This window comes from Massilia sp. BSC265 (assembly GCF_000740675.1).
Lineage (GTDB): Bacteria > Pseudomonadota > Gammaproteobacteria > Burkholderiales > Burkholderiaceae_D > Telluria.
In genome coordinates this window covers 80,776-107,568 of sequence record NZ_JPXI01000019.1, presented here as the reverse complement: position 1 = coordinate 107,568, position 26,793 = coordinate 80,776, and the positions used below count along the sequence as shown (strand labels likewise).

Genomic DNA, 26,793 nt, shown 5'->3' with positions numbered 1-26,793 from the left:
CGATCACTTGGTTGCACTCATAGCCTGACTGGTTGAGATCGTCCATCAGCTGGTTGATGCGCTTTGCGATGATTCTGGCGCTGTCCCCATTGGATTGCAGCCAGTTGTACCCGAACGCGTACACAGCAAACCAGCAGCCAGTAGCGAGTTTCTTGAGTTCGCCTTCAGTTAATGCCGACTGCTGCAAGCTGGGATCGCTTCCCCAGACACGAGGATCGACGCCCACGACATCACGCCATTCCTGCCGCAGCTTACCGTCGGAGAATGTATTGTTGAGGCGTGATTCGAGATGCTGTAACAGCTCCCCATAGCTTTTGAAAAAGACCTCACCCCAGCCTCGCGCCCGGGCCTTTTGTACGGCGCTACGCGGATTTTTCGTGGTTGGTGGGTCATCGGTTAGCAATGGCGAGCGAAAGTTCTTGTCGAGTGTCACATTGCCATGCCGACCATCTCCACTGATGTCCATTGGACCGGCAGAATCATAAATGTCCACCGTGGTTTGCATCGGATCGAGCCTCAGTTGTCGGCCTCTTGGACTGTCATTCGAGGCACTGCTTATATTCGTTGGCCCGAGAATATCTGGCCGCCATGCAATGTTGTCCTTTTTATGTAGTTCCTCTTGCCGCTGCGTGCTTATTCGCAAGTTCGATCCCATGATCCCGGGCAGAAAAACGATCGGTAAAACCCGCTTGGGGAGGAACCTGGCGCACTGCAGCTTCGTGTCCTGCTTCGGTGTAGCAAAACCTTCAGCCTTCCGAGCGGCACCATCGTTTTGTTTTGCGGGTAACAAGTATTCAGCGGTTGTCATCGCGCCCTTCAGCCTCGTTTATCGTCTTGTCTGCGATTACCGGTGTCAGTCGTCGAGCGCTTCGACCGTGTACTGTCCAAAAGGAATGGCACTCGTAAATCGCTCGGTCAGCCCGCTTGCATCAGTGCGCCCCTCGAACGTGCGGCCGTCCTCTGTCGTGATGCGATAGCGTTGATTCTTCATCGGCTCGTCCGTTCCGATCCAGCGCAGAACGGTTTGCTGATCGTGCGCCAGCTCGCTCCTGGGCAAAGTTATGCCAGCCGGACTGCCGCCTCCCGGTTTGATATGAGCGAACTTCGACGATTTGATGGTGTGCTCGCCACTGCTTTGCTGCGTGATGGTGCCACCACCAATATCCACTTGAGCACCTTGCGCGACGAAGCGCAGTTTGGGCGCCTGCAGCACAATTTCGTCGGCTGCAGTCAACACGATGCGTTTGGCGGACGTGACTTCGATGTCATCACCGTGCGTCTGCATTTCCAGCTTGCCGCTGGCGGCGATGAGTTTTATGCCGAGTCGGTGCGCGAACAGGCTAATACTCTCCGATACGCGGGCGAGCAATTTCTTGCCGACGGAAAGTTGGGTATTGCCGATACTGACCATGTCGATATGCGTTTGCGAGCCGATCGCAATATTGTCCTGGCTCGTCACTGCCACGCCGGCAGGCGCGGACAGTGCCACGACGGGTTGCCCCCCGGCGCCGGTGCTGTCGACCTCGGTGTTGCTGCCGGCTTCCCATCGCTTCAGATGAGCGATCAGTTGACTGAGTTCTTTGTCGTCGGTGCCGTCCGCATGATGCGTCGTCGACAGGTCGGACAAGTACTGCTGCACGCCTTGCAGCGCCTCCACCAAGCCAATCAACTCATCGCGGTCGAGTTGCCTGCCACTGGCTTGCTGGCGTGCAGCGGCGGTGATGAGTACGCCTTGTGCGCCGCGTACCGCAACAGCACGATCACTGCGCAACTCGGCCCCTTCGCCTCGCGCCTCGCCCTTACCGTCACTGCGGGGATGAGTTAGCCATCCCAGATTCAGCTCGCTATGCCCGTGCTGGGAGGACAGCTGCGCATTGATCTGCCCTGGCGTGTCGTCTAGCCGCAGCTGGTTGTAGCGGGTACCTTGCACTTCCTTGCTCTTGATGCCAGCCAGGTACCTGTTTCCGGGTAGTTCCCCGGTATGGCTGAATGAAGGTGGCTTGGTTGTGCCGCCGTAAACCTGCGCCACGATAATGGGCTTGTCAGGGTCCCCGCCTAGAAAATCGACGATGACCTCATCGCCCACACGGGGAAGGGTAATTGTTCCCCAGTGATTGCTGGCCCAAGTGCTGGCGACACGTACCCAAGCAGAATCCGAGTCACTGTCACTGGCGCCGGCACCTTGCGCATGGCTGTGGTCTTGCGGCTTGGTACTGGGAAAACGCACCTTGACGCGGCCATATTCGTCGCAATGCACTTCTTCGCTGGCCGGGCCGACCACAATTGCGCTTTGCAGCTGTGGGCGCGGCAAATCGGCACGGGGGTCGAAAGCGGGAACAATCGGAATGCCACGACGCACGCAAGAAAAGCGATTGGTGTAACGCATGCCGCGCTCTTCGCTGGCTTGCTGTAGAGCGTTGCTGGACGGTCTTTCGTCCCAGCGGTTGAGGGCAAACAGGCGCCGCACCTGCTCGTCGACGGTCTTGGGCAGGTTGTTTTCGGCATCAACTTCCAAGCGTGTGACGATGAACTCTCGTTCTTTCGGCGGATGGGAGTCGATTTCGTGATGGCCGGTCAGGGCAATCCACTCCCCAACACACAAGGCGCGCACACTGCCTTCGCCATAGAAGCACTTGGATTCGTACTCATGGCGCTTCATGCGCATTTCGCCGAGTTGCCGGTAGTCGTCGTGATCCTTCCCAGCATGCGGTACATCGATCAAGTAATCATCAAGACCGATCGCGAACTGGTTACCCGTCGTCCCCTGATCTATACAGGAGGGCGCGTTACTGGCCATATAGCGGGCTTGCTTGTAATCCCAGCTTTGGCGGGTGACATTGCCCGGTTTGAGTGTGCGCACCGGACTCCATGCGGTAACGGTATCCGCATCCTCCGTGCTCCCATCACGGTGATAGCGCACGGCGCCCGCGGCGTTTTGCGGTAGAGCGTATGCGTCGTCGAAAAGCACCAGGGCGTGGGCGGGGATGTTCTGACTTTGCGACTGGCTAGCTTGTCCCGGCCGCATGAACCACGCGATGCCACGCCGTTTCCATAACCGTCGCAGAAAGGCGGCGTCGGACTCGTTGTGCTGCATCGTGAATTCTCGAGTGGGATAGGTCCCCTTTACATGTGACCAGTCCACATCAAAGGCTTTGGCCAGCACCGAATTGTTCTGTCGCCACTCACGCAGAATGACTTCGGTGATATCCAGTTCATTCTGATTGCGGAAGACGCGGGTGTTGGTGCGATACTCCATCAAAGCTAACGCATCGCGCATCACCAACTCGTAGGTCGCCAGACCGCCATCACTTTGGCCGGCAGCCGCTTGCGCGACTATTCCGCACACGGCGCGCACGTCCCCGCGGTCCGTCACGAACTGGAGCTCAACCGGCAGTGCGATGAACTCCTTCAAAGGCAAATCAGAACGTGTCGATACGCATAGAAGTCGGTATTCCAGTCCGCCGCATAGCGTTTCATTTCCCGCAACGCGTTTGACCAGCAAGACATCGTCCAGCACCTGCTTCTCTTGCGATAGCCGCAACCGGATGGGACGCTTCGCTTCAGACAAGCCGGCGAATGCCTGTATTAAATCCTTCAGGTCCATTAGAAGCTTCCTGTCTGGGGTGTTGGCGCTAATCTTATTTTGCTGGTTCGTGAGCGGCGGTGCGGTGTGAACAATGATCGATGGTAAAACTCGGAGTAAGCGTGACGTTGACACGCTTCAAGTCTTTAGTTTTTTGGTATGTTGGACTACCACCACTCGGGTAGGCATTTCTGACCTATGACTGTAGGCGCCACACGCCGTTTTCATGCTGCAAGCTCAGGCAAACAGCAGGAGAGCCGCCAGCCCGCCCAGCGCACAGTACACAACGGTCACGACGACGGTCCGGCGCAGTACCTCACCTTCGCGCCCCACCAGGTTGACGGTGGCGCTGGCAGCCACGATATTGTGCGGACAGATGATGTTGCCCACCGCCGCGCCAAACCCCTGGGCCGCGCTGAGCCCCAGCACCGACAAGCCGAGCTGGCGTGCGGTGGCGACCTGGAACTCCGTGAACAGGATGTTCGATGCCGTTGCCGATCCGGTCACGAAGGTGCCCAGGGCGCCAATGGCCGGGGCGAGCAGCGGCCACAGGGCGCCGGCGCCGCTGGCGCTCGAGGCCAGCGCATCGATCATGCCGGCGTGGACCATGACGCGCGACAGGCCCAGCATCGCCAGCAGGGCGGCACACACTGGCAGCAGGCGCTTGACGACCGCGGTCATGATCGAGACCAGCGCGCCTGGCGCAACGCCCGTCAGCAGCGCCGCCAGGAGAAAGCTGGCCAGCAGCATCGTGCCCGGATGGTAGAGGATCTGCATGCTGCCGCCGAATGGCCCGGACGACCAGGCAAGGGTGACGGAACCCAGCTGGGTTTTGATGGCCGGCACAAGCCGCGTGACCAGTACCAGGACGATCAGCAGCAAGTAGGGTGCGCCGGCCTTGAGCACCGCCGCGGCGCCTGCGCCGGGCGCCTTCGGGGCGGCCGCAGGCGCCGTGGAGCGCCGGCCGATCTTGAGCGCGGCGACGAACAGCGCGGCGCCCAGCAGCGCCCCGGCCAGCGTGGGCAGCTCGGGGCCGACGAAACGCGCCAGCACATAATACGGAAGCAGGAAGCACAGCGCGGCGAACAGCGCCCAGCCCCACGATGGCGCCATGCGCGCGTCTCCAGGGAGGGCGCGCGTGGCGAGCAGCATGACGGCAAGCGGCATCATCCAGCCCAGCAGCACATGGTAGGCGGCGGTGGTGCCGGCCAGCGCCAGGCCCGGCAAGCCGCTGGCCGCGACTTGCGGCAGCAGCGGCGTACCGACCGCGCCGAAGGACACGCCGACCGCGTGGCCGATCAGGGCAATGCTGACCGCCGCAACCCGGCCGAAGCCCGCGCTCACCAGGAAGGGCGCCGCCAGTGCCACCGAGGTGCCGAACCCGGCGGCGCCTTCGACGAAGAGCACGAAGAACCAGGCGATCAACAAGGCGAGGATGCGTGGATCGCCGGTGATGCGCCCCATCGCCCCCTGCAGCACGTCCATGCTGCCGGTGCGCAGCTGCATCTCATGGATGCACAGGGCCGGGAAAATGATCCACAAGATGGTGAGCGCAGTAAACGTGGCCTCCGCCATCGCCCCGCCCACGCTGCCGACGACGCCCCATCGGGGCAGCACCGTGCTGCCCAGGCCGAACGCCGTGACCGCAATGATGACGGCGGCCACCAGTCCGGCGCTGCCCGCGCGGGCGGCGGAGGCGCGCAGGCCGATCATCATGACCAGCACCACCAGGATGGGAAGGGCCGCCAGCATCGCTCAGTCCACGGTGCCGGCAGTGGGTGCAAGGCGCTGCGCGCGGTATGCGCGCGCGCTTATCAGCTGCATGAATCTGCTCATCGGTCGCCGGATGGGTTAACGCATCGGCAATAGCATACCAAACGCGAGAGCGCACACCCATCATCAAGGGTGGACTTTCTCTTCCCGCAGTGGAAACGCCGCGCGCCGCAACCATCCGCGCGCGATGCTGAAGGTCCAAGCCCGCTCCGCCCGCGCATCCGCCGATGCCGCGTCCTGCCACGCAATCTCGGCGCGGCCTTGCAACTGCAGTATGTCACCGCTGGCAAAGTCCACCATGACCAGCGCGGCGCGCGGTTCCAGCAGCAGGTTGCCCAGGGTGTTGAAATAGCGGTTGCCCGGATAGTCGGGCACCGTGAGCACATTGCCGCCAAGGCGCAGGAAGCCGGCCTCGCCGCCGCGGTGCGAGATGTCGAGGCCGCGCGCCTGGTCCTGCGCCGCGCCGCCGCTGGCGCTGGCGACGAACATGGTCTCGCAGGCCGCGATCAGGCGCACTGCGTCCGGCGGCAGTTCGGCTCCGAAGGCCTCGACGCCACTGCGCTCCCGCTCTACGGGAACCAACCGGCGCACGCGGATGTACTTCGGGCAGTTGCCGAACGACTGGTGCACATCCGCCAGCACGCCTTCGCGATCCGCCTGCGCCACCACGCCGTTTTCCCGGTTGCGCCGCCGGGTACCCAGGTCGATGCCGAGGATGCCGATGTCCGCACCCCGGCGAAGATGCGGAGCGGCCGGGTCGCCCGGCTCGGGCAGGGCGGCGATCCGCAGCTGGCGAGGCGCCGGCGAGGACGCGAAGCCCGGTTCGCCATGCAGCAGCGTCGCAATCGGCCATCCCGCCGCATCCGCCACGGCCACGCACACGAACGGCAGCAGGGGAAAGAACTGGCGGTGCTGGTCCGGCATCTGGCTGCGGATCGGCGCGCCGGCCGGGCCGCCGCCGGCCAGCTGCTGGGCGCGCAGTTCACCGGCGTGGAAAGGCTCGGGGATGCGGTGGTCGTCCATCGCCTGTTACTCCGGCATCGGTACGAAATTCGGCAGGGCCTGGATGCGCCGAATCCAGCTGCGCACATGCGGATAGGGCGCCAGCGAGACGCCGCCTTCCGGCGCATGCGCAATGTAGGCGTAGCAGGCCAGGTCCGCCAGCGTCGGTTCTGGTGCGGCCAGGAAGTCTTGCCGCGCCAGGCTGGCTTCCATGAAGCCCAGCACCTTGTCCGCCAGCTTGTGCATGAGCTCCGCCGGCATGCCGGTGTCGCCCCAGCGTGCGCCGACGCGCGCCTTTGCCGGGCCGAAGGCGATTTCTCCGGCCGCCAGCGACAGCCAGCGCTGCACCTGCGCCGCTTCGACGGGATCGTCCGGCAGCCAGCCGCTGCCGGGAGCGTAGCGTTTCGCCAGGTAGACGAGGATGGCATTGCTGTCCGCCAGCACGAGCTCGCCGTCCTGCAGCACGGGAATCTGGCCGAGCGGATTGATACGCTGGAACTCGGCGCTCTCGCGTACCGGGGCCGGCGCGTCGATGAAGCGGTAAGGCAGCCCCAGCAGGTGAAGGAACAGTTCCACGCGGTGGGTGTGACCGGATAGCGCCATGCCATGGACGGTGAGGGAGGAAGGAGCCATGTCTGTGAAAGGAAGGGTTGATGGAGTCCTCATCGTAGACAGGTGGCGAGCATTGCGGAATGGGGCATAATCGCAATTCACTCTTTCAATTTGCGCAATAGCGATGGACCGTCTGGATGAACTGCAGGTTTTCCTCGCCATCTTCGAGGCGGGGAGCATGGCGGCGGCCGCCTCGAGGCTGCACCGCTCGCCCTCGGCGGTGACGCGTCTATTGGCCGCGCTGGAAGAGCGCGTCGGCGCGCGCCTGTTCGAACGCAGCACGCGGCGCTTGAGCCCCACCAGCGAAGGGCAGCGCCTGGCCGAGGGCGCGCGCCGCCTGCTCGCCGACTACGAGGCGGCGATCAGCGAGCACCAGCAGGCGACCCCGCGCGGGCTGTTGCGGGTGACGGCGCCGACGGTCTTCGGGCGCCGCCACGTGGCGCCCGTGGTCACCGAGTTCCTGATGCGTTATCCGGACATCCAGGTAGAACTCATCCTCAACGACCGCAACATGGACCTGATCGACGGCGGCATCGACCTCGCGCTGCGCATCGGTCCGCTCGACAGCTCCGGCCTGGTGGCGCGCCGGCTGGGCGCGGTGCGGCGCATGACGGTGGCCAGCCCGGCCTACCTGCAGCAACACGGGACACCTGCCACGCCTGAGGAGCTGGGCAGGCACCAGCTGATCCTGGGCACCGCGGTGCGCGGACTGCCGGAATGGCGCTACGGGGCGCAGGGGCGCGAGCACGTGGTGCGCTTCACGCCGCGCCTGCAGGTCAACGACGTGGAGGGCGTGCTGCACGCGGCGCGCCAAGGTTTCGGCATCGCCCGCGTCCTGTCCTACCAGGCGGCGCCCGACGTACTGGCCGGGTCCCTGGTGCCGGTGCTCGGCGCATACGAAGGCGAGGAGCTGCCCGTGCACCTGGTGTTCCCGAGCGCGCGGCACATGCCGGCGAGGGTGCGCGCCTTCGTGGATGTTGCGGTGGAAGCATTCGCGCAGCTGGAGCTCATCCATTAGGAGCGCCTGCCAAAAACGCCTGCTCATCTGGTAGGGAGGCGGGCGAAGCAGGCTCGTCTGTGTGACTGTCCTTTCGGCTCATGAACGCGCAGTCGTCGCCCTGGCGCATCGCATGACCACATTCCGTGATCATGCGATGCGCCAAGAATGCGCTGTGCCGCTGTTTCGTAGCGCACGCCGCGGGAGCGAGCGTTACTGCCCGCCGCCGGCCTTCCGGCTCTTCAGCCAGTCGCGCCCGCCGGCATTCAGCGCCCGCGCGATCACCTCGGCCGGCAGGCTGTAGACCGTCGCCCAGGTCGCGCGTCCGTCCGCGCTGTTGGACGGGAAGCTTTCGGTCTCGATCGGCCAGTGGTACTTGCGCTTGAGCGCGCGGACGATGGCGGCGAGGGTGATGCGGCCGCGCAGCGGTTCGCTACCTAACTGGTCTTCGTTCGACAACAGCACGGCGAGCACGGCGCCGCGTGCGGTATTCGGTCCGGGGAAAATGGGTGTCTTCTTGGGCATGCAAGGATTGTAGCCGGGCTCAGGGCAGCAGCTCAGTTCAGCTGATGCATGCTGCCGTCTTTCCGGAGCTCGTAGCTCGCCAGGTCGCGCGCCAGCGCCAGCGTGCCCGTGTAATGCTCGCGCGCCTCGCGCTCGATATCGTCCAAGGTGAGAGGACCTTCGCGATCCTGGTAGCGCGGGCTGAAGTGGGTCAGGATGAGGTTCGGCACCTGCGCCTGCTGCGCCACGCGCGCCACCATCGCGGCCGAGCTGTGCTGCGGCCCCGGCCCCACCTTGCGCAGGATCGCTTCCGTATAGGTCGCCTCGTGCACCAGCAGGTCCGCGCTCGCCGCTTCAAGCGCCAGCAGCTCCGGCGTGTCGTTGTCCCCCGCGATGATCACCTTGCGCGACCTGCGCGGCGGCGCCAGGTACTGTTCCGCCACCACGGCGCGGCCGTCCGGCAGCACCACGTCGCGCCCCTGCTGGATCTCGCCCCAGGCCGGCCCGGACGGAATCCCCCCAAGCTTCAGCTTGTCGATGTCGAGTTTACGCTCGACCGCCGCCTCGGTGAAGCTGTAGCCGTAGGAGTCGATCCGGTGCGACAGCTTCGTTGCGCGTACCCGCAGGTCGGGCAGGATGTCGGTGTGCGCCAGCGCGTCGACCGCCACCCATTCGATGGCATAGGGAAGGGACAGCTGCGTCGCTTCCATGATGCATTCGATCATCCCGCGCAGCGGCGGCGGGCCGACGATGGCCATCGGCTCTGAACGGTTGAGCATGCCCGCGCTGGCCAGCAGCCCGGGCAGGCCGTAGCAGTGGTCGCCGTGCAGGTGGGTGATGAAGATCGCGCGCAGGCTCATCGGCGACAGGTTCGACCGCAGCAGCCGGTGCTGCGTGCCTTCCGCGCAATCGACCAGCGACCAGTGCCGGGCGCCGCGCGTGCGGATCGCGATTGCCGTCATGTTGCGCGACCGGGTCGGTACGCCGGAGGAGGTGCCGAGGAACTGGATTTCCATGTGCTGCGCGTTTTCTCGTGGTGGGCTGCTGCGTTGCAGCCATTATCCGCAATTGCCGGTATTGCGGCGTCAGCTTGCAGGACCTCATCAAATCTGCGGCGTGTTTGATCGCGCTCAATGCGTTCAACTAGTAGCGTGACCTAGCTTGCACTCCCCGTGCATTCCGCTGTCTGAGTGACAGGACGGCCGCCGTGGAGCGGCTGCCACCATCCATCTCGAGGAGGTTTCATGCGCAGCATATATCCGCTTGTCGCGGCCGCCTGCCTGCTGGCCGCGCCGCTTGCGTCCGCCGTCGAGTGCGGCGGGGGAGGCATGGTCAACCTGGTCGCCCAGCGCGAAGGCGCGGGTGGGTCTGGCGGCTTCATTTCCACCGGCGCCCAGCTGTCCGCCGAAGTCGCGGGCACCTATGCCTTGTCGAATGGCCGCCGGCTGGAGCTGAGCGACCTCCAGCACGACGTGCTGGCAACATTCGACAACCGGCGCCGGGTCTTCCTGGAAGAGGTCGGCCCGCACCGCTACGCTTCGCACCGGGGCGATGTGCAGCTCACCTGGATGCCCGAGGGACGCCCCGATACGATCCTGCTGAGCTATCCGGCCGACAGCAAGGGGCGCCTGCGGCGCGGCTGCTCCTGATCCGCCCCGAGGTCGTCCTCAGCCGAACACCAGCGAGCGGTGCGCCCCCAGGCCGGCCATGGCGCCGTCGGCCACGGCGATGGCCACGTTGCCGGCCGGCCGCGTGGCGTCGCCGCCGGCGAACACGCCGGGCACGGTGGTCTGCTTGGTCATGTCGGTGCGGATGAAGGGGCCGAGCGGGCCTTCGTCGAACTCGCAGCCGAGCTGCTCGGCGATCGGGCTCGCCATGTGCAGGCGGCCGTAGGTGAACAGGCCCGCATGGGGGATGCGGCGGCCGTCCGCCAGCACGACGGTGGCGGCATCCTCGATGCGCACGACCGGCGTGTCGTCGATGGCGACCACGCCGCGCGCCGCCATGGCGGCGCGCTGCTCGGCGTCCGGGGTGTAGCGTCCGTTGGTGAACAGGGTTACGCTGCCCCAGTCGGGCAGCAGCATCGCCTGGTGGAAGGCCATTTCGTCATTGGCAAGGATGCCGATCGCGCCCTGCTGCAGCTCGTAACCATGGCAGTAGGGGCAGTGGAAGACGCTGCGGCCCCAGCGCTCGGCCAGGCCCTCGATGGGCGGCAGTTCGTCGCGCACGCCGGTGGCCAGCACCAGGCGGCGGGCGTGCACCTGTCGTGCGCCGTCGAGGTCGACCGTGAAGCCGTCGCCGCTCGGGCGCGCATCCAGCGCGCTGCCATCGATCCACCGGACGGTGGAGTAGGCGGCCACGTCGGCGCGGCCTGCCTCGGCGATGGCGGCGGCCATCTGGCCATCCCGGGTGAGGAAGCCGTGCGACTCGCTGGCGAAGCGGTTGCGGCGCTGGCCGGCGTCGATCACCGCTACCCGCCGCCGGGCTCTCGCCAGTTGCAGGGCGGCGGACAGGCCGGCATAGCTGCCGCCGATGACGATGGCGTCATACTGCGTTGTGCTCATGTTCATGATGGAACCTCGTGTCGTGGGGATGGGTGCGTTTGAATTCCTCGAAGCGGCGGTTGAAGTCCTGCGACAGGTCGGCCAGGCTCACGTGGCCGAGCTGGCGCAGCAGCAGGGCTTCCGCTTCGTCGAAAGCCTCGCCCAGGGCGGCGTTGACGCTCTGCTCGACCAGGCAGGAAGTCTTTTCGCTGCGGTTGCCCATGGCAAAGAAGGGGGGAGAACCGACGGCGTCGTAGATGTCGCGCAGCGTCACCCTGGCGAGGTCGCAGGTGATGCTCCAGCCGCCGCCGTGGCCGCGGTTCGAGCTGATGTAGCCGCGCTCGCGCAGGCCAGCCAGCACGCGGCGCACCAGCACGGGGTTGGTGTCGAGGAAGCGGGCCATTTCTTCCGAGGTCATCGGATGGTCGCTGTGGGCCAGGTGCAGGAGCACGTGGAGCACGGAAGATAGTTTGCTGTCGCGTCTCATGTAACTAATGATAGTACAAATTTGGACGAGGTGCAGCGCGGCGCGTAAAAACGGCGGTGGAGGCGTGACTAGCGCTGTGCGGAACGGTCCAGGCGCAGGGTGGGGAGGAAGCGCCACAGGTAGACGCTGACGCAGGCGCCCGTGAGCACCAGCACGGCGGGGATGGCCGGGCTGTCGAAACGGGGCATCGCCAGCATCAGGGACCCCCACAGCATCGTCGTGGCGAGGATCTTGGCCTTCAGCGGGATGCCGCGGCCGGCTTCGAAATTGCGCAGGTATTCGCCGAACACGCGGTGCGACAACAGCCAGCGGTGCAGGCGATCCGAGCCGCGGGCGAAGCACCAGGAGGCCAGCAGCAGGAAGGGCGTGGTCGGAAGCAGGGGCAGGAACAGCCCCAGGATCCCCAGCAGCACCGCCAGCGCACCGGCCACGTTATAAAACAGTTTCATGATGTCACTCTAGCATGTGTCATGACAGGCCGTGCAGGCATCCTGGATGAAATAGCATTTCAATTTAATGTTAAAAATGAAATATTGTTTCATTGTGGCGCGCAGCTGCCAAAATCGTCAAATTTTAAGTCAACAGTAAGTTCCAAGCGGAAACTGTAGGTATAATTGACGCGTACACAACGGGCGCGATCCATGAGTTTTGCGGGCGCGAGCAAGACGCCCGGCTTCGCCTCTATTTGCCATGTATCGGTTGCCGCAAGCTCGTCGTCCATGTCTACGTCTTCCCCCACCACCAAGCCATCCCTGCGCACACGCGTGGCGAACCTGTTTCGTCCGCGGGTTCTGCGCGACCTGGCCATCTACCTTGCCTTCATGCTGCCCCTCGTCTGGGGACTGGTGGCGGTGGAACAGTCGCGCTTTGCCTCCATTGCCGAGGCCGGCAGCATGCGCGACCTGCGCAACTACGCGCGCGTCTTCACCGAGGAAGTGCGCGCCACCGCCGGCATCATCGACCTGTCGCTGATCCAGCTGCGCTCCGCCTGGCAGCGCGACCGCGCCGGTTTCCCCCAGGCGGTCGGCGAGAACGCGCGCTACCTGCGCAACCGTGTGCCGATCTTCATTACCGTGCTCGACGCGACAGGGAAGATCGCCTATACCAACGCCGCTCCCGCGCACGAAGGCCTGGACCTGAGCAACATGGCCGGCTACCAGGCCCACCTCGGGATCAGCGACGACCGCGTCTACGTCAGCCGGCCGGTGATCTGCCCGCTCACCAATTCCTGGACGGTCCAGTTCACCCGCTCGATCCGCGACGGACAGGGGCGCCTGCAGGGCGTGATGATCGCCGGCGTCTCGCCCGACTACTTCGTGCGCTTTTACGAGGACATCGACCTCGGTCCCCATGCATCGGTGTCCCTGATCCGCACCGATGGCGCCATCATCGCACGCAGCACCCGCGGCAGCGCCAGCCATGGCATGGGACAGGTCCTGAAGGACAACCCGCACTCGCCGCACAGCCCGGTGACGGGGAGCTTCCGCCGCTTCGGGCAATTCGACGGGGTCGAGCGCCTCTACGCCTGGCACAAGCTGTCCGACTACGGCATGGTGGTGACGGTCGGCGAAGCCGTGCAGGATGCGCAGGCGCGCTTCGCCCAGCAGCGCGACGCGCTGACCTGGGTCGGCGCCGCCGTGTCCCTCGTGCTGACCCTGCTGGGCTGGGCCGCGCTGGGCGCCACCGAGCGCCGCCGCCGCGCCCTCAAGGCGCTGGCCGCGGCCGAGGCGCGCTGGAAGCTGGCGCTCACCGCCACCGGCGACGGCGTGTGGGATTGCGATGTCGTCACCGGCCTGGCCACGCTGTCGGCGCGCGCCCAGATGATCCTCGATACCGAGCGCTCGGTGATCTCGTGGTACGGCAGCGCGCTCGACGCCATCGTCCACCATGAAGACCTGCCGCAGCTGCGCGCCCAGCTGCGCAGCCACCTGGCCGGGCGCAGCCAGGACTTCGCGGCCGAGTTCCGGGTGCGCAAGCGCGATGGCCAGTGGAGCTGGATCGATGCGCGCGGCACCATCAGCGAGCGCGACGAACTGGGCCAGCCGATGCGCATGGTGGGCACCTTCTCCAACATCGACGCGCGCAAGCTCGAAGAAGTGCGCATGCGCCGCATGGCACACGAGGATGCGCTCACCGGCCTGCCGAACCGCGTGCTGCTGGACGACCGCTTGCGCCAGGCGATCCGTGCGGCCAGCCGCCACGGGCACAAGGTGGCGCTGATCTACTTCGACCTCGACAGGTTCAAGCCGGTCAACGACACCCACGGCCACGCCGTGGGCGACCGCCTGCTGCAACTGGTGGCGCGCCGCCTGCGCGCGGGCCTGCGCGATGCCGACACACTGGCGCGCGTCGGCGGCGACGAGTTCGTGGTGCTGCTGCCGCGCTGCGATGCGCCGGCCGATGCGGTCAAGGTGGCGGAGAACATCCTGTACCAGCTGAACCAGCCGTTCGAGGACGGCGAGCTGGTGCACCGCATCTCGGGCAGCCTGGGTGTGGCGATGTTCCCGGACGACGGAACGGATGCCGAGGAGCTGCTGCGGGCGGCCGACCTGGCCATGTATGAGGCCAAGTCGCACGGGCGCAACCGAGTCTCGAGTGCGCACCGGATCGAACCGCCCCTGCACAGGCAGGCTTGACGGGGCGCCCCTCAGCGCACCGGCGGCGCCACCTCGATCTGGAAGCGGCTCGCCGGCCCGGTCGGCATGCGCGACAGGTCGATGCTCAGGTCCTGCCTCGGCACCGTGTACACCACTTCCGAGGCCAGCAGGTGCAGCGCCGTCTTCACCAAGTCCACCGTCATCGCTTCGCCCGGGCAGCGGTGCCCCGTCAGGTAGTCGCCCCCGCCTTGCGGGACCAGGTCGAAGCTGTCGCTCTGCCAGGCCATGAAGCGCTCCGGCTTGAAGCGCTGCGGCTCCGGCCACAGCCGCGGGTCGTGGTTGGTGCCGTGCATGTCGAACAGCACCCAGGTACCTTCGGCGAAATGCAGGCCGCGCCACACGAAGGCATTCAGCACCCGCCCGCCCACCGCGGGAAAGAAGGGATAGCAGCGCCTCACCTCCTGGGCAAAGGCGGTAAGCGCCGCGTCGTCGCCGGTGGCGATGCGCGGGCGCCATTCGGGGTACTCGTGCATCGCGTGGGCGCCGAAGACGATGAAGCGCGCCACCGCCACCACGGGACGCAGCACGTTGATCAGTTCGTTGGCGGCGATGTCCACCCCCAGCGGCTGTTCGTCGCGATCGCGGTGGCGGGCGATCACGGCGAGGGGGCTGCCTGGTTCCGGCGCCACCTGCCCGGCGCGCACCGCCTCGATCAGGCCCTTGGCCCAGGCTTCGGTGCGGCGGCGCAGCAGCAGGCCCCGCATCGTGCGCCGGAACACATTGCCGGCGCCGTCGATCATGGCGGAGAACTCCTGCGCGAGGCGCGGACGGTCGATGTGCGAGGGCGGGATGCCGGCCCAGCGGCAGGCGGCGGCGCACAGCACGCTTTCGGTCTCGTCGAACAGGGTCACGCGCCGCAGGGTCGGCCAGCGCGCGAAGTGGGCGCGCCACTCCTCCTGCGCGATCGTCACCATGCGCGCGCGGTCGCCCGGGGTCTGCAGCGACATCATCATCGCCTTGCGGTGGCGGTGGTCTTCGCCGTCGAGCGTCTGGGCGCTGCCGACGTCCTGCAGCAGCATCAGGGTGGTCGGCGGGATGGCGCCGCGCCGCGTGAAGCGGTTCGGCTGCCAGAACATGCGCGCGGCCTCGTGGCCGCTCACGCAGACGGCGCGCCGGCCCATCAGGCGGGTGGTGAAGACGTCGGTGTCCAGTTCGGCGCAGCGGCGCTGGAAAAAGGGATAGCCTTCGGAGAGCAGCTTGAGCGTGCTGTCCAAGGACCTGGTGCGCGGCACGCCCTGTTCGACGGGAACATGGAGAGACTGATTGTCGGAAAAAGACACTCTGGGCTCCTGGGTCGGGTTCAGGCAGGCCCAATGTAGCACGTCGATTCGAGCGCACGATTTGGCGGCGCGCCCCGGGGCAGCATCTCAATGTGGCGTGGCCGCCTCGTTTCCGATGCTTACATGCGTGGCCGCCATGTACCGCGGCAAAAAGATCGTCACCGTCGTGCCCTTGCCGGGCGTGCTCGCAAGGCGGATGTCGCCGCCGCTCTGGCGCGCGAAGCCGTGCGCCATCGACAGGCCCAGGCCGGTGCCCTTGCCTTCGGGCTTGGTGGTGAAGAAGGGCTCGAAGGCGCGCTCCATCACGTCCTGGGGCATGCCCTGCCCGGTGTCGGCGACCGCCACGGTCACGTAGTCGCCCGGCGCCAGCACCGGGTCGTCCTGCACCTGCACGTTGCCCAGTTCCAGCACGATGCGGCCCTGGCCCTCCATCGCGTCGCGTGCGTTGATGACCAGGTTGAGCAGCACGTTCTCGAGCTGGTTCGGGTCCACCAGCACCGGCCAGAGCCCGGGCGGGATGCGCTTGTCCAGCGCGATCTGGTCGCCCGCCGCGCGCTGCACCAGGCTGTCCATGCGTTCGAGCAGTCCGTCCACGTGGACCTCGAGCGGGTGCAGCGGCTGGCGCCGCGCGAAGGCAAGCAACTGGTTGGCCAGCTTGGCGCCGCGCTCCACCGCGTCGAGGATGCTGAGCAGGCGCTTGCGTTGGCCGCTGTCGGCGCGCAGCATGAGCTGCACGTTGGCGCTGATGATGTGCAGGATGTTGTTGAAGTCGTGCGCCACGCCGCCGGTGAGCTTGCCCACCGCTTCCAGCTTGTGGGCCCGCGCCAGGGCATTGCGGGCCTCGTCGAGGCCGTGCTGGCGCTGCTGCTCGCGCGCTTCCGCTTCCTTGCGCTGGGTAATGTCGCGGACAAAGGCGGTGGCGCCGAAGCCTTCACCCATCGGCATCACCGCCACCGTCACTTCGGCGGGGATGCGGCGCCCGTTGCGCTCGGCTACCTGCAGTTCGGTTGGCGCTCCCGTCATTGCGCATTGCCCGCTGCGCGCGAAGGACGCGTAGCCGGCGCGGAAAGCGGCGCGGCTTTCCGCGGGCAGCAGCTCCTGTATTTCGCGGCCGATGGCCTGGCCGGCGCTCCAGCCGAACAGGCGGCTGGCCTGGGCGTTCCAGTCGGTGATGCAGCCGCGGGCGTCGACGGCGACGAAGGCGTCCGGCGCGTTCTCGAGGATGACCTGGATGCGCTTCTGCTCGCTGGCAACCCGGTCGTGCGACCGGCGCAGCTCCAGCGTCATGCCATGCGCCAGCTGCAGCGCGCGGCGTCGTTCGCTGGCCAGCAGCCAGACCACCAGGCTGATCAGGACGCTCAGGCCGATGCCGGTGACGGCCACCAGCCGCGGGCGCGTGGTGTCGAGGCTGTTCTCGAGGGCGGTGCTCGAGCGCATGATGATGGTCCAGGTGCGCCCGCCCGGCACGATCTGGGCGCTGGCGCGCAGCCGTGGGTTGTGGTTGGCTGCGTTCGGCGAGCGGAACAGAAGGCTGGCCGCCCCGGCCGGGTCGCCGTCGTGGATCTCGATGTCGAGGTCGGTCGAGTGAGCGCCGCCGAGCCCGCGCATCAGGTCGTTCATGCGGAAGGGCGCGTAGACCCAGCCGACGATGGCCTTGCGGCGCTGGTCGACGGTGCCGGCCAGCTCGCCGCCGCGGTACACCGGCAGGTACATCAGGGCGCCGGCCTGCTGGCTGGCCGGTCCCTCGTGCGCCACGCCTTCCTGCACCAGCACCACCTTGCCGCTGAGTGCGGCCTGGCCGCCGTCGCGCGCGCGCTCCATGGCGGCGCGGCGCACCGGTTCGCTGAACATGTCGAAACCGAAGGCCCGCAGGTTGCGTCCGCCGAAGGGCTCGATGTGGGTGATCGAGGTATAGAGCTCGCGTGGATCTTCCGGGCGCACCGCGTAGTCGGGATGGCCCTGGCGCCGCATGGCCGCTTCGTGCGCCGCCAGCTGCTGCCGCGGAACGATGGTGGCGACGCCGAGCGCTTGCATGCCCGGGAAGGACTGGTCCAGGCGCAGCACGCGGTAGTACTCCGCCCAGTCGCGCCGGTCGAGCTCGACCGAACCGCGCAGGTAGCCGCGCGCGCCGCGCAGCACCTGTTCGTATACCGCCATGCGACGGCTGATGCTGTAGGCCATGTCGCGGGTGCGGTAGTCGAAGGTCTCGAGCAGCTGCGATTCGGCGCTGCGCTTGGCGCTGCTCCAGGCGCTGAAGGTGACCAGCAGGGTCACCAGCAGCACCAGCATGGCCAGCAGCAGCGGCATCGGTCCGGAACCGGGCAGGGGAATATGGCTGGGCTGGGCGGATCGCTGGGACTGCGGCATCTGGTCGTACGCGCGAAGGGCGCCGTGGGGCTGGTTGATCGGAAACGCGCGGAAGCAGGTAGGATACGCATCCTTGCTGTGTCGGGGCGCACGCCATTGTGCGCATCCGGCAATATGTATTATCGCTTAAAATTGACTTGATGCAACATTATGACAGCCTGGTGAACGTCGCCGCATTCTTCTTCCATGGCGTGCGCACGCTTTTTCCAGCATGAGGATGCCTGACTTGCCCGAGCTCCTGCGGCGGCACTGGCCGCTCGCGGCCATGGCAGGCCTGCTCCTGCTGGTCCTGCTGTGGGGAATGCTGTGGCCGCTGCGGGGCGACAGCCATGAGTTGCCGCTGGAAGTGCGGCGCGGCCAGGACACGCCCGCGGCGGTGCGCCTGACCCTGGGCGTGCAGGACGTGCTGCTGCTGAGGAATAGCACCGGGGCGCCGCTGGTGTTCGGCCCGGTGCAGCTGGCGCCGGGAGGCGAGTTCAGGCTGCCGGTGGAGGAGGCGGGCGAGCAGGCCATCCCCTGTCCGGCGCTGCCGGGCGGCGTGCTGCGGCTGCGGGTGGTGCCGATGCCGGATCCGGGGCTGGCGCGCCTGCGCTGGCGGCTGGCCAATTTTTCCCACGCAATCCGGACCATGCCGCTGCAGGGGCCGGAGTAGCCTGGTCGGCTATGCCGACCGCGCGTTCACGCCTTGCTTGCCCTGCCGCAACGCCGCCGTGGGCTGGACAAGCGTGCCGACCGTCCCAATCGTGCTCCCGTTTTGCCTGTGATTCTGTCATGATGGGCATCATGTCCACGATTTCCATGCCCTTGTTCCCGCTCAGTACGGTGTTGTTTCCGGACGGGGTGCTGCCGCTGCAGGTGTTCGAGGTCCGCTACCTCGACATGATCAGCCGCTGCCTCACCGAAGACGCACCGTTCGGCGTGGTGCTGCTGACGCACGGGCATGAAGTGCGCCAGCCGGATGGCGAGCCAGAGCGATTTGCCGCCGCCGGCACCATCGCTTCCGTGACCGAAACCACCACCACCTCGCCTGGACTGCTGCAGGTACTCTGCCGCGGCGGCTCGCGCTTCACGGTGGTGACCGCCGAACAGCGCCTGAACGGGCTGTGGATGGCCGAGGCCGAACTGGTCGAGGACGACCGCGCCGTCAAGGTGCCGTCCGAACTGCAGGGTGCGTCCGACGCGCTCGACCGCGTGCTGTCTTCGCTGCACGACGTCCCACGCCACCGCTGGCCGGTGCAGCCGCCGTTTCGTCTCGACGATTGCGGCTGGGTGGCGAACCGGTGGTGCGAACTGCTGCCGCTGCCCAACCAGCAGAAGCACCATATGCTCATGCTCGACAACCCCGTGATTCGCCTGGAACTTTTGCACGACGTTCTGGACGAACATGGACTCATTACCTCGTAGCTCAACTCGTAGCTCATGTGTTGGCATGAAATTCTCCGACGACCTCCTGATCGCGTACATCAACGGTGAGCTGGCCGAGCCGGCGCGCGCGGCGGTCGAGCGGGCCATGCGCGCCGATCCGGTGCTGGCGGCCCGCATCGCCCAGCATCGGCGCGAAAGCAGCGAACGCTCCGCCGGCCGCTCGCACATCTTCAGCGTCTCGAACGGCCACGGCGGCGGCCACCAGCAGCGCGCCCGGCCGCAGTCCGACGCCAAGGTGGTCCACCTCGACGCCATCCGACCCGGCCGCGCCGTACCGCCCGTGCCGCCGCCCCAGCCCATCCGTGCCGAATGGACGCCGCGCCACTGGCTGGCCGTCGGCGCCGCACTCATGGCGGGCGCAGTCGGCGGCGTGCTCGGCTGGCAGGAACTGCGGCCCGATCCGGGCCTGGTGATGCTGGAAGCGAGCGAGGGCACCCTGGTGGCGCGCGGCCGCCTGGTCGAGGCCCTGGGCGGCCAGTTGGCCAGCCCCGGCCCCTCCGAGACCGGGGTGCGCATCGGCGTCACCTTTGTCTCGAAGGACGGCAGCTACTGCCGCAGCTTCGTGGTCGACACCACGGCAGGCCTCGCTTGCCGCGGCAACGGGCGCTGGACCATCCCCGTGCTGGCCCAGCCGCAGCCGGGCACCGCCTGGCTCGACGGCAGCACGCTGCCGCCGTCGGTACAGACGGCCATCGACGCCCGGATCGTCGGTTCCACCCTCGACTCGGCAGCCGAACGTGCGGCCCAGCAGCGTGGCTGGACGCCTTGATGGGGTCCCGTCGGGTGGGCGGCAAAGCCGCCCACCCGACGAAAAACAGGACTTTATATACAGTGGGGTGGTTTTCAGGTATCGTGTAGCCCGCTAAAGTGCCTCTACGTCCGCCCAGTCCAGGCTGTTGCCTGGGCGCTTCGCGGCCCATGCGGACCGGATTGCCGGCCCGCCGTCCCTCTGGAAGCTACCCGCAGGCCCGACCGTGCCAGCAGGCGCAGCCGTAGAGCTAACGAAATACTGTCCAACAAGAATATGTCTGATATCCAGAATACTCCCGTGAGCGCCGACCCGGCCGACCCCACCGACCTGACGCTTGCCGCACCGGTCGAGCAGGTCAAGGCGGACGAAGCGCCCACCGTGCGCTTCGCCGACCTCGGCCTGGCGCCGGAAATCCTGCGCGCGCTGACCGACCAGGGCTACGAGCATCCGACCCCGATCCAGGCCAAGGCGATTCCGCTCGTGCTGCAGGGCCGCGACGTCATGGGCGCCGCCCAGACCGGCACCGGCAAGACTGCCGGCTTCTCGCTGCCGATCATCCAGCTGCTGATGGCGCACGCCAACAGCAGCATGTCGCCGGCGCGCCACCCGGTGCGCGCCCTGGTGCTGACCCCGACCCGCGAGCTGGCGGTGCAGGTGGCCGACAACGTCAAGGCCTACGCCAAGCATACGCCGCTGCGTTCCACCGTCGTGTTCGGCGGCATGGACATGAAGGGCCAGACCACCATCCTGAAGGGCGGCGTCGAGATCGTCATCGCCACCCCGGGCCGCCTGCTCGACCACATCGAGCAGAAGAACATCAGCCTGGGCCAGGTGCAGATGCTGGTCATGGACGAAGCCGACCGCATGCTCGACATGGGCTTCCTGCCGGACCTGCAACGCATCATCAACCTGCTGCCGAAGCAGCGCCAGAACCTGATGTTCTCGGCCACCTTCTCGCCGGAGATCAAGAAGCTGGCCAACAGCTTCCTGAACAAGCCGGTGCTGATCGAGGTGGCGCGCAGCAACGCCACCGCCGACAGGGTCACGCAGATCGTCTACAAGGTCGACGAGGAGCTCAAGCGCGACGTGGTCGAACACATCATCCGCGAGCGCAACCTGAAGCAGGTGATCGTGTTCTCGAACACCAAGATCGGCGCCTCGCGCCTGTCGCGCCACCTGGAGCAGAAGGGCATCAAGGCCTCGGCGATCCACGGCGACAAGACCCAGCAGGAACGCATGGCCGCCCTCGACGCCTTCAAGGCGGGATCGGTGGAAGTGCTGGTGGCCACCGACGTGGCCGCGCGCGGCCTCGACATCTCGGACCTGCCCTGCGTGATCAACTACGACCTGCCGTACAACGCCGAAGACTACGTGCACCGCATCGGCCGTACCGGCCGCGCCGGCGCCTCGGGCGACGCGCTGTCGGTGTACTCGGACAAGGACGAGCGCCTGCTGGCCGACATCGAGAAGCTGATCAAGCAGACCGTCCCGCGCGGCGAGCTGCCGGGCTTCGTGGCGCCCTCCAGCCGTGCACGCGAAGGCGGACGCGCCGAGTTCGCCCGCGACGGCGAGCGCCGTGGGCGCCGCGAGGAGGCCCCTTCGCGTGGCGGCGAACGCGGCGAGCGCCCGCCGCGCAGCAGCGGCTACAGCCCGACGCCGCGCCGCGAGAAGGTCGATCCGTGGTTCCTCAAGCCCTACGAGCCGTCGAGCGCGGCGCGCAAGGAAGTCGTGACGCCGGCGCCGGCGGCAAGCAAGCCGGGCAAGCAGAAGCTGGCCTTCCTGCTGGGTGGCGGGCCGCGTTCGAACTGATGTGGCAGGGTGGGCGGGGCATGCGAGGCCAGTGGCCTCGCATGCCCCGCCTACCCTACGAAAGACGCGATCTCTCAAGCCGCTCTGCGCGCATGCAGCGCCGCATGCACCCGGTCCAGCAGATCCTGGTGCTGGTACGGCTTGGCGAGCACGTCCAGTGACTTTTCACGCATCCCGCGTGCCGGCAGTTCGTCCATGTAGCCGGTGGTCACCAGCACCGGCATCCCCGGCCGCCTGGCATGCACCTGTTCGATCAGCTGCAGTCCGTTCATCCCGCCCGGCATGATCACGTCGGTGAACAGCAAGTCCACCTTTTCCGATTCCAGCACCTCGAGCGCGCGCTCGCCGCTCGGCGCCGACAGCACGTCGTAGTCGGCCGCCGCCAGCATAGCCTCGGCGAGCTCGCGCACGTCCTCGTTGTCTTCCACCACCAGGATGCGGCACTTGCGGCCCGCTTCGTGCGCCTCGGTGCCGGCATCCAGGCGGTCTCCGTCCTCGTGGCGCGACTGCTGCGCCACCGGGAAGATCATGCGCACCTCGGTGCCGCGCCCCGGTGCGCTGTCGATGTCCAGCCGGCCATGCGACTGCTGCACAAAGCCGTGCACCATCGCCAGGCCCAGGCCGGTGCCCAGGCCCTTGGTGGTGAAGAAGGGCTCGGTGGCGCGCTTGAGCACCTCCGGCGCCATGCCTTCGCCTTGGTCCCGGATCCAGATGGCCACGTACTCGCCCTGCGGCAGCCGGTTGGCCAGGCGTCGTCCTTCATCGACCACCGTCGTGCCCACCGTGACCGCGCCGCCTCGCGGCATGGCGTCGCGCGCATTGATGACGACGTTGAGCAGCGCCATTTCCAGGTAGGTCGGGTCGATCGAGCAGGACGGCAGGCCGGGCCGCAGGTCGAGCCGCAGCTCGACCTTGTCGCCGAGCGTGCGCACCAGCATGTCGGAAAAATCGACGACCAGCGAATTCAGGCTGACACGCTTGTGCTCGAGGCGCTGCTTGCGCGCAAAGCTCAGCAGCTGCTGGGTGAGCTTGCCGGCCTGCATGGTGGCGCGCTGGGCGCGACGGATCGGCTCGGCCGCTGCGGGGATCTTGCCAGCCGTTATCAGGGCCAGTTCGAGGTTGCCGTTGATTACCTGCAGCAGGTTGTTGAAGTCGTGCGCCATTCCGGCCGACAGCTGTCCGATGGCTTCCATCTTCTGCGCCTGCAGGTTCGATTCGAGCATGCTGCGGCGCTCGGTGATGTCCATCTGCGAAGCGAAGAAGTAGAGCAGCTTGCCGTCCTGGCCGAAGATCGGGCCGATGAACAGCGCGTTCCAGAATGGCTCGCCGTTGGCCTTGTAGTTGAGGATGTCGACCGACACCGCACGGTGTTCGCACAGGGCATTGCGGATTTCGGCAACCGTGCTGCGGTCGGTGTCGGGGCCCTGCAGCAAGCGGCAATTGCGGCCCATCACGTCCTTTTCCTCGTATCCGGTGAGGTCGTAGAAGGCGCCGTTGGCGAACACGATGGGATCGTCTTCCTGGTTGGGGTCGGTAACGACCATGGGCATGCGCGTCATCTCGACGGCGGCAAAGAAGATGTTGCCGCGATCTTCCAGGCCCTCGCGGCCGATGTAGCTGGCCTGCCAGTGATTGACGCCGGGGCCGCCGGCCGGATTGAAGGCATTGCCCTCGACCTCGCCGACCGCGGGCACGCCCATGCTCTGGCCGCCGCCTTGCAAGTCCAGCGGTTTCGAGAGACCTTCTTCCTTGTCCGATCCAGTCGCCATTGCGGGTTCCGAAGCTGTGCCATAGGTAAGGCAGTTCAACGCGGCATAAGCGGCCGCGCACGGCTGCCGATGTGAATTCACTCTATCCGGACAAGGTTCCGTGCTCCGTACGTGAGTTCACATTGGCAGGCAAGCATCGGTGCGCAATGCGCTCGATCAAGGCGCTTTTGCACGGAAAGTCACGGTCTTGTGCAGCAGGTAGCTGAGTACCGGGCCGCACAGGAGCACCAGCAGTAGCCCTGCCAGGTAATGCCAGCGCATCGCCTCGGCCAGTCCTGACAGGCCGACGGTCAGCGCCAGGCTGAGCAGCGATACGCTCAGGAAATTGCGATAACGGGCCCAGCTCGGGGATTGCCGGAAGGCGTAGCGGCAATTGGCAAAGAAGGAAAAACAGTTTGCCAGGACGAAGCCGGCAACGTGCGCCGCCACCGGCGGCGCCATGGCGCTCTCCACGAGGGTGACGACGGCAAGCGTGTGGAGCAGGGTGTTGACGACCCCGATTGCGCCGAAGACCAACAGGCTGCGGTGACGCTCCAGCAGCTGTTGCAGCCTTGCCATGTCAGTAGCCGTCCTGCACCAGTCGCACCTGCCGCTCGTCGGCGGCATCCGCTGCAGGATGCTCTTCGCGCACCAGGTAGACCGGGCGGCGCTTGACTTCGTGGTAGATGCGTCCGACGTACTCGCCCAGCACGCCGATGCCGATCAGCTGCACGCCGCCGAGGAACATGCAGCCGGCCATCAGCGAGGCGTAGCCGGGCACGTCGACGCCCTGCACCAGGGTGCGCAGCACGATCAGCGCGCCGTACAGCAGCGCCAGCAGCGATACGCCGAAGCCGACGTAGGTCCAGATCTTCAGGGGTGCGGTGGAGAAGCTGGTGATGCCCTCCAGGGCCAGGTTCCACAGCTTCCAGAAGTTGAAGCTGGATTTGCCGGCGTGGCGGTCGGTATGGTCGTAGGGGATCGTCACGGTGCGGAACCCCACCCAGGCGAACAGGCCCTTCATGAAGCGGTGGTTCTCCGGCAACTGCTGCAGCGCCTGCACCACGCGCCGGTCCATCAGGCGGAAGTCGCCCACGTCCATCGGCACCTGGACGTTCGAGATCATGTTGTGGAAACGGTAGAACGAGGTCGCCGAAATCTTTTGCAGCCTGCCGTCGGTATGGCGGTCCATGCGGCGCGCGAGCACCACTTCGGCCCCCCGTTCCCACTGTTCCAGCATCTGGACCAGCAGCTCGGGCGGGTGCTGCAGGTCCGAGTCGATCGGCACCACGGCGTCGCCGTCGGCCCGGTCCAGGCCCGCCGTCAGCGCGGCCTCCTTGCCGAAATTGCGCGACAGGTCGACCAGGTGCACCCACGGGTAGGCCTCGCGCGCCTGCAGCAGCTCGTTCCAGGTGCCGTCGCGGCTGCCGTCGTTGACGGCGACGACCTCGACCTCGTAGCTGGGCAGGTCGGCGCGGATCGCGGCCACGCGGCGGAAGAACTCGTGGACGTTGCCCGATTCGTTGTAGAAGGGGGCGACCAGGGAAATACGTTTTTTCGTCATGGCTTGTCGTGGTGGAGAGCCTGGCGGCGGCACAGGAAGGCGATGTCCATGTCGGCACAGGCAGCGCCTGGACCCATCAGACGCTGTGCCTCGTCCAGGCGCGGGAAGGTTTTCTTCTCGAAGGCGACCGCGGTGCCGGCGGGCAGGCGGGCGATCTCGTTCTCATGGGTGCCGCACGGTTTGCTGGCGCGGGCGATATAGCCGGTTGAAAACGGATAGCCCTGGCGCACCGCATACGCCATGACCGGCAGCAGGGATTCCTGCCCGGGCGTGTCGCTGCAACGGAAGGGTGGATAGTAATGCAGGGCCTTGATGTCCGTGCCGAGGAAAGCGTTCCAGCGCGCCACGTCGAGCACGTTCCCGCCGGCATGGGCGACGGTCTCGCGCGCATGGCGCCGGTGCTGCTCGAGGTCGATGTGCTGCAGCAGCAGCACGCCGGCCAGGACGGGCACGGCGACCCGCGCGCCGGCATGGCGCGCCAACCCCAGCACGGCGAAAGCCGTGATCGCATAGCCGACCGGCCAGAAGAAGCGGCCGGAGGAACGGAACGTGGCGGTGACGACGCTCAGCCATTCCGGCACCTTCAGGCTGAACAGGCGAATATCGCCGAGGTATACCCTGTTCGACAGCGCAAATGCGCTCAGCGCCACCAGCACCCACAGCAGCGCCTTGTGGCGGCGCCAGAAATCCGGGTCGCGGCGCTTGTGCAGCCAGTACACTGCCGCCGCCAGCGCCAGCACGACGAGGCCTACATAGTTGTAGCCCTCGCCCTGGCCGTCGTGCGCGGTCGGATGCGGGAAGCTCAGGAAGATGCCGCCGTGCAGCGGCGCCAGCAAGTTCATCGAATAGTAGCCGAAACCCCATTCCTGGTTGCCGGAACCCGGCGGCAGCGGCAGCATCGTTGCCCACATGGTGGCAAACAGGAGGCCGTAGGCCGCCGCCGGCGCCAGCAGCGCGCGGCCGACCGAGGATGCGCTGAGGGGCGCGCGCAGCAGCTGGCGCAGCACGTCGGCCGCGAAGATGGCAGACACCATCGCGAACAGGTAGATGTTGATGTAGAACGCTCCGACCACCAGCGCCACCCACCATCCCGTGGCCAGCGTGCCGAGGCGCGAACTGCGCAGGTAGATGGCGAACGCGAACAGCAGGAGCCACTGGGACATCAGACTGGTGTGCGAGATGCGGAAGGTGAAGGCCGGGAAGCTGGCCAGCAGCAGCGCCAGGGCCACCAGCGCGGCCCAGTTGCGCACCCGCGCCTCGCGGCACATCCACCAGGCCCCCACGCCCTGCAGGGTGAAGCAGATCGCGATCCACAAGCCGTAGGGGTTCCAGTAGCCTTTGCCCTGGGTGAATACCTTGAGCACCAGCGAGTAGAGCGGAATCGTGTCGAGGAAGGTGGCGAGCGTGCCCTCCGGCGCGTTGAGGGTATTCACCCGCAGCAGCGGCCAGCGCCAGGCGTCGCTGGCGAAGGCGTTGAAGCCGGCGATATATTGGGTGATGTCGGTATTGTCGCGCCACCAGAAAGGCGCGGTTCCGTGCAGCATCGGGAAGCCATACAGCCACCAGGCGTAACCCAGGCTCAGGGCGGCCGCCAGCGCCAGGCCGAGCGGGCCGTCGACGTCGAACAGGATAGCGGGGCGCCAGCTTCGGGTCCGGGCCGTATGGCCCAGGCCGGCGGCACCCCTCAACCG

The 26,793-nt window shown here is 66.7% G+C and carries 23 protein-coding genes and 1 pseudogene; 7 read left to right on the top strand and 17 right to left on the bottom strand.

What is annotated here, in order from left to right; translation table 11 throughout:
• The 5 genes and pseudogenes from MA09_RS03395 to MA09_RS03375 all read right to left on the bottom strand — a co-directional run.
• Positions 1-808 (bottom strand): annotated as a pseudogene (locus MA09_RS03395) (hypothetical protein); the annotation flags it as partial.
• 45 nt (positions 809-853) lie between these two features.
• Entirely contained in the window at positions 854-3,604 is a 2,751-nt protein-coding gene (locus MA09_RS03390; protein WP_036245494.1) for a type VI secretion system Vgr family protein, read from the bottom strand.
• Between the two features lie 216 nt (positions 3,605-3,820).
• Positions 3,821-5,335 carry an L-lactate permease gene (locus MA09_RS03385; RefSeq protein ID WP_036245493.1) on the bottom strand — a complete coding sequence of 505 codons (1,515 nt, stop codon included), beginning with the start codon at positions 5,333-5,335 and terminating at the stop codon, positions 3,821-3,823.
• 147 nt (positions 5,336-5,482) lie between these two features.
• A complete protein-coding gene (locus MA09_RS03380) occupies positions 5,483-6,379 on the bottom strand; it encodes a pyridoxamine 5'-phosphate oxidase family protein (RefSeq protein WP_036245492.1) in 897 nt (298 codons plus the stop codon).
• Between the two features lie 6 nt (positions 6,380-6,385).
• Positions 6,386-6,991, bottom strand: coding sequence for a glutathione S-transferase family protein (locus tag MA09_RS03375; protein ID WP_036245491.1), 606 nt, complete (start codon positions 6,989-6,991; stop codon positions 6,386-6,388).
• 103 nt (positions 6,992-7,094) lie between these two features.
• Here MA09_RS03375 and MA09_RS03370 point away from each other — a divergent pair, with 103 nt between their 5' ends.
• Positions 7,095-7,988 (top strand): LysR family transcriptional regulator, encoded by an 894-nt coding sequence (locus MA09_RS03370; protein ID WP_036245487.1) that lies wholly within the window; start codon positions 7,095-7,097, stop codon positions 7,986-7,988.
• Positions 7,989-8,180: 192 nt separating this feature from the next.
• Here the strand turns inward: MA09_RS03370 and MA09_RS03365 are convergent, their stop codons facing one another.
• Together MA09_RS03365 and MA09_RS03360 are read right to left on the bottom strand one after the other, a co-directional pair.
• The gene (locus tag MA09_RS03365) at positions 8,181-8,492 is read right to left on the bottom strand and encodes a hypothetical protein (RefSeq protein ID WP_036245486.1); all 312 of its coding nucleotides are present in this window, start codon (positions 8,490-8,492) and stop codon (positions 8,181-8,183) included.
• A 32-nt stretch (positions 8,493-8,524) separates the two neighbouring features.
• On the bottom strand, positions 8,525-9,487 hold the full coding sequence (locus MA09_RS03360) for a ribonuclease Z (RefSeq protein ID WP_036245485.1): 963 nt from the start codon (positions 9,485-9,487) through the stop codon (positions 8,525-8,527).
• A 228-nt stretch (positions 9,488-9,715) separates the two neighbouring features.
• On the opposite strand from MA09_RS03360, the gene MA09_RS03355 reads away from it, so the two are divergent.
• Entirely contained in the window at positions 9,716-10,120 is a 405-nt protein-coding gene (locus MA09_RS03355) for a hypothetical protein (RefSeq protein WP_036245484.1), read from the top strand.
• A gap of 18 nt (positions 10,121-10,138) precedes the next feature.
• On the opposite strand, the gene MA09_RS03350 is transcribed toward MA09_RS03355, so the two are convergent.
• The 4 genes from MA09_RS03350 to MA09_RS24430 all read right to left on the bottom strand — a co-directional run bounded on the left by MA09_RS03350 (position 10,139) and on the right by MA09_RS24430 (position 12,222).
• Entirely contained in the window at positions 10,139-11,041 is a 903-nt protein-coding gene (locus tag MA09_RS03350) for an NAD(P)/FAD-dependent oxidoreductase (RefSeq protein WP_036245483.1), read from the bottom strand.
• Positions 11,016-11,501: an Rrf2 family transcriptional regulator gene (locus MA09_RS03345; RefSeq protein WP_036245481.1), complete on the bottom strand. Its 486-nt coding sequence runs from the start codon at positions 11,499-11,501 to the stop codon at positions 11,016-11,018. The genes MA09_RS03350 and MA09_RS03345 overlap by 26 nt, the downstream gene beginning before the upstream one ends.
• A gap of 68 nt (positions 11,502-11,569) precedes the next feature.
• Positions 11,570-11,950 (bottom strand): YbaN family protein, encoded by a 381-nt coding sequence (locus tag MA09_RS03340; RefSeq protein WP_036245480.1) that lies wholly within the window; start codon positions 11,948-11,950, stop codon positions 11,570-11,572.
• Positions 11,951-12,039: 89 nt separating this feature from the next.
• Positions 12,040-12,222 (bottom strand): hypothetical protein, encoded by a 183-nt coding sequence (locus MA09_RS24430; protein ID WP_152594541.1) that lies wholly within the window; start codon positions 12,220-12,222, stop codon positions 12,040-12,042.
• Here MA09_RS24430 and MA09_RS03335 point away from each other — a divergent pair.
• The gene (locus tag MA09_RS03335; protein ID WP_036245478.1) at positions 12,221-14,137 is read left to right on the top strand and encodes a diguanylate cyclase domain-containing protein; all 1,917 of its coding nucleotides are present in this window, start codon (positions 12,221-12,223) and stop codon (positions 14,135-14,137) included. The genes MA09_RS24430 and MA09_RS03335 overlap by 2 nt on opposite strands.
• Positions 14,138-14,148: 11 nt before the next feature.
• Here MA09_RS03335 and MA09_RS03330 read toward each other — a convergent pair whose 3' ends face one another.
• Together MA09_RS03330 and MA09_RS03325 are read right to left on the bottom strand one after the other, a co-directional pair.
• Complete coding sequence (locus tag MA09_RS03330) at positions 14,149-15,438, bottom strand: cytochrome P450 (protein WP_051933128.1); 1,290 nt, start codon at positions 15,436-15,438, stop codon at positions 14,149-14,151.
• An 87-nt stretch (positions 15,439-15,525) separates the two neighbouring features.
• Complete coding sequence (locus MA09_RS03325; protein ID WP_036245476.1) at positions 15,526-17,805, bottom strand: CHASE domain-containing protein; 2,280 nt, start codon at positions 17,803-17,805, stop codon at positions 15,526-15,528.
• Positions 17,806-18,022: 217 nt separating this feature from the next.
• On the opposite strand from MA09_RS03325, the gene MA09_RS03320 reads away from it, so the two are divergent.
• The 4 genes from MA09_RS03320 (at position 18,023) to MA09_RS03305 (ending at position 21,790) form a co-directional block, all read left to right on the top strand.
• Entirely contained in the window at positions 18,023-18,457 is a 435-nt protein-coding gene (locus tag MA09_RS03320; RefSeq protein WP_036245475.1) for a hypothetical protein, read from the top strand.
• Positions 18,458-18,588: 131 nt separating this feature from the next.
• Positions 18,589-19,209, top strand: coding sequence for an LON peptidase substrate-binding domain-containing protein (locus MA09_RS03315; protein ID WP_051933127.1), 621 nt, complete (start codon positions 18,589-18,591; stop codon positions 19,207-19,209).
• A gap of 25 nt (positions 19,210-19,234) precedes the next feature.
• Entirely contained in the window at positions 19,235-19,999 is a 765-nt protein-coding gene (locus tag MA09_RS03310; protein ID WP_036245471.1) for an anti-sigma factor, read from the top strand.
• A 255-nt stretch (positions 20,000-20,254) separates the two neighbouring features.
• Positions 20,255-21,790, top strand: a complete 1,536-nt coding sequence (locus MA09_RS03305; RefSeq protein WP_081897395.1) for a DEAD/DEAH box helicase — start codon at positions 20,255-20,257, stop codon at positions 21,788-21,790.
• A gap of 74 nt (positions 21,791-21,864) precedes the next feature.
• On the opposite strand, the gene MA09_RS25195 is transcribed toward MA09_RS03305, so the two are convergent.
• The 4 genes from MA09_RS25195 to MA09_RS03285 all read right to left on the bottom strand — a co-directional run bounded on the left by MA09_RS25195 (position 21,865) and on the right by MA09_RS03285 (position 26,790).
• Complete coding sequence (locus MA09_RS25195) at positions 21,865-23,559, bottom strand: response regulator (protein WP_036245468.1); 1,695 nt, start codon at positions 23,557-23,559, stop codon at positions 21,865-21,867.
• Positions 23,560-23,715: 156 nt separating this feature from the next.
• Positions 23,716-24,117: a GtrA family protein gene (locus MA09_RS03295; RefSeq protein ID WP_036245465.1), complete on the bottom strand. Its 402-nt coding sequence runs from the start codon at positions 24,115-24,117 to the stop codon at positions 23,716-23,718.
• 1 nt (position 24,118) lies between these two features.
• On the bottom strand, positions 24,119-25,102 hold the full coding sequence (locus tag MA09_RS03290) for a glycosyltransferase family 2 protein (protein WP_051933126.1): 984 nt from the start codon (positions 25,100-25,102) through the stop codon (positions 24,119-24,121).
• Positions 25,099-26,790, bottom strand: coding sequence for a DUF6311 domain-containing protein (locus MA09_RS03285; protein ID WP_051933125.1), 1,692 nt, complete (start codon positions 26,788-26,790; stop codon positions 25,099-25,101). Before MA09_RS03285 ends, MA09_RS03290 begins: the two co-directional genes overlap by 4 nt.
• Between the last annotated feature and the right edge of the window lie 3 nt (positions 26,791-26,793).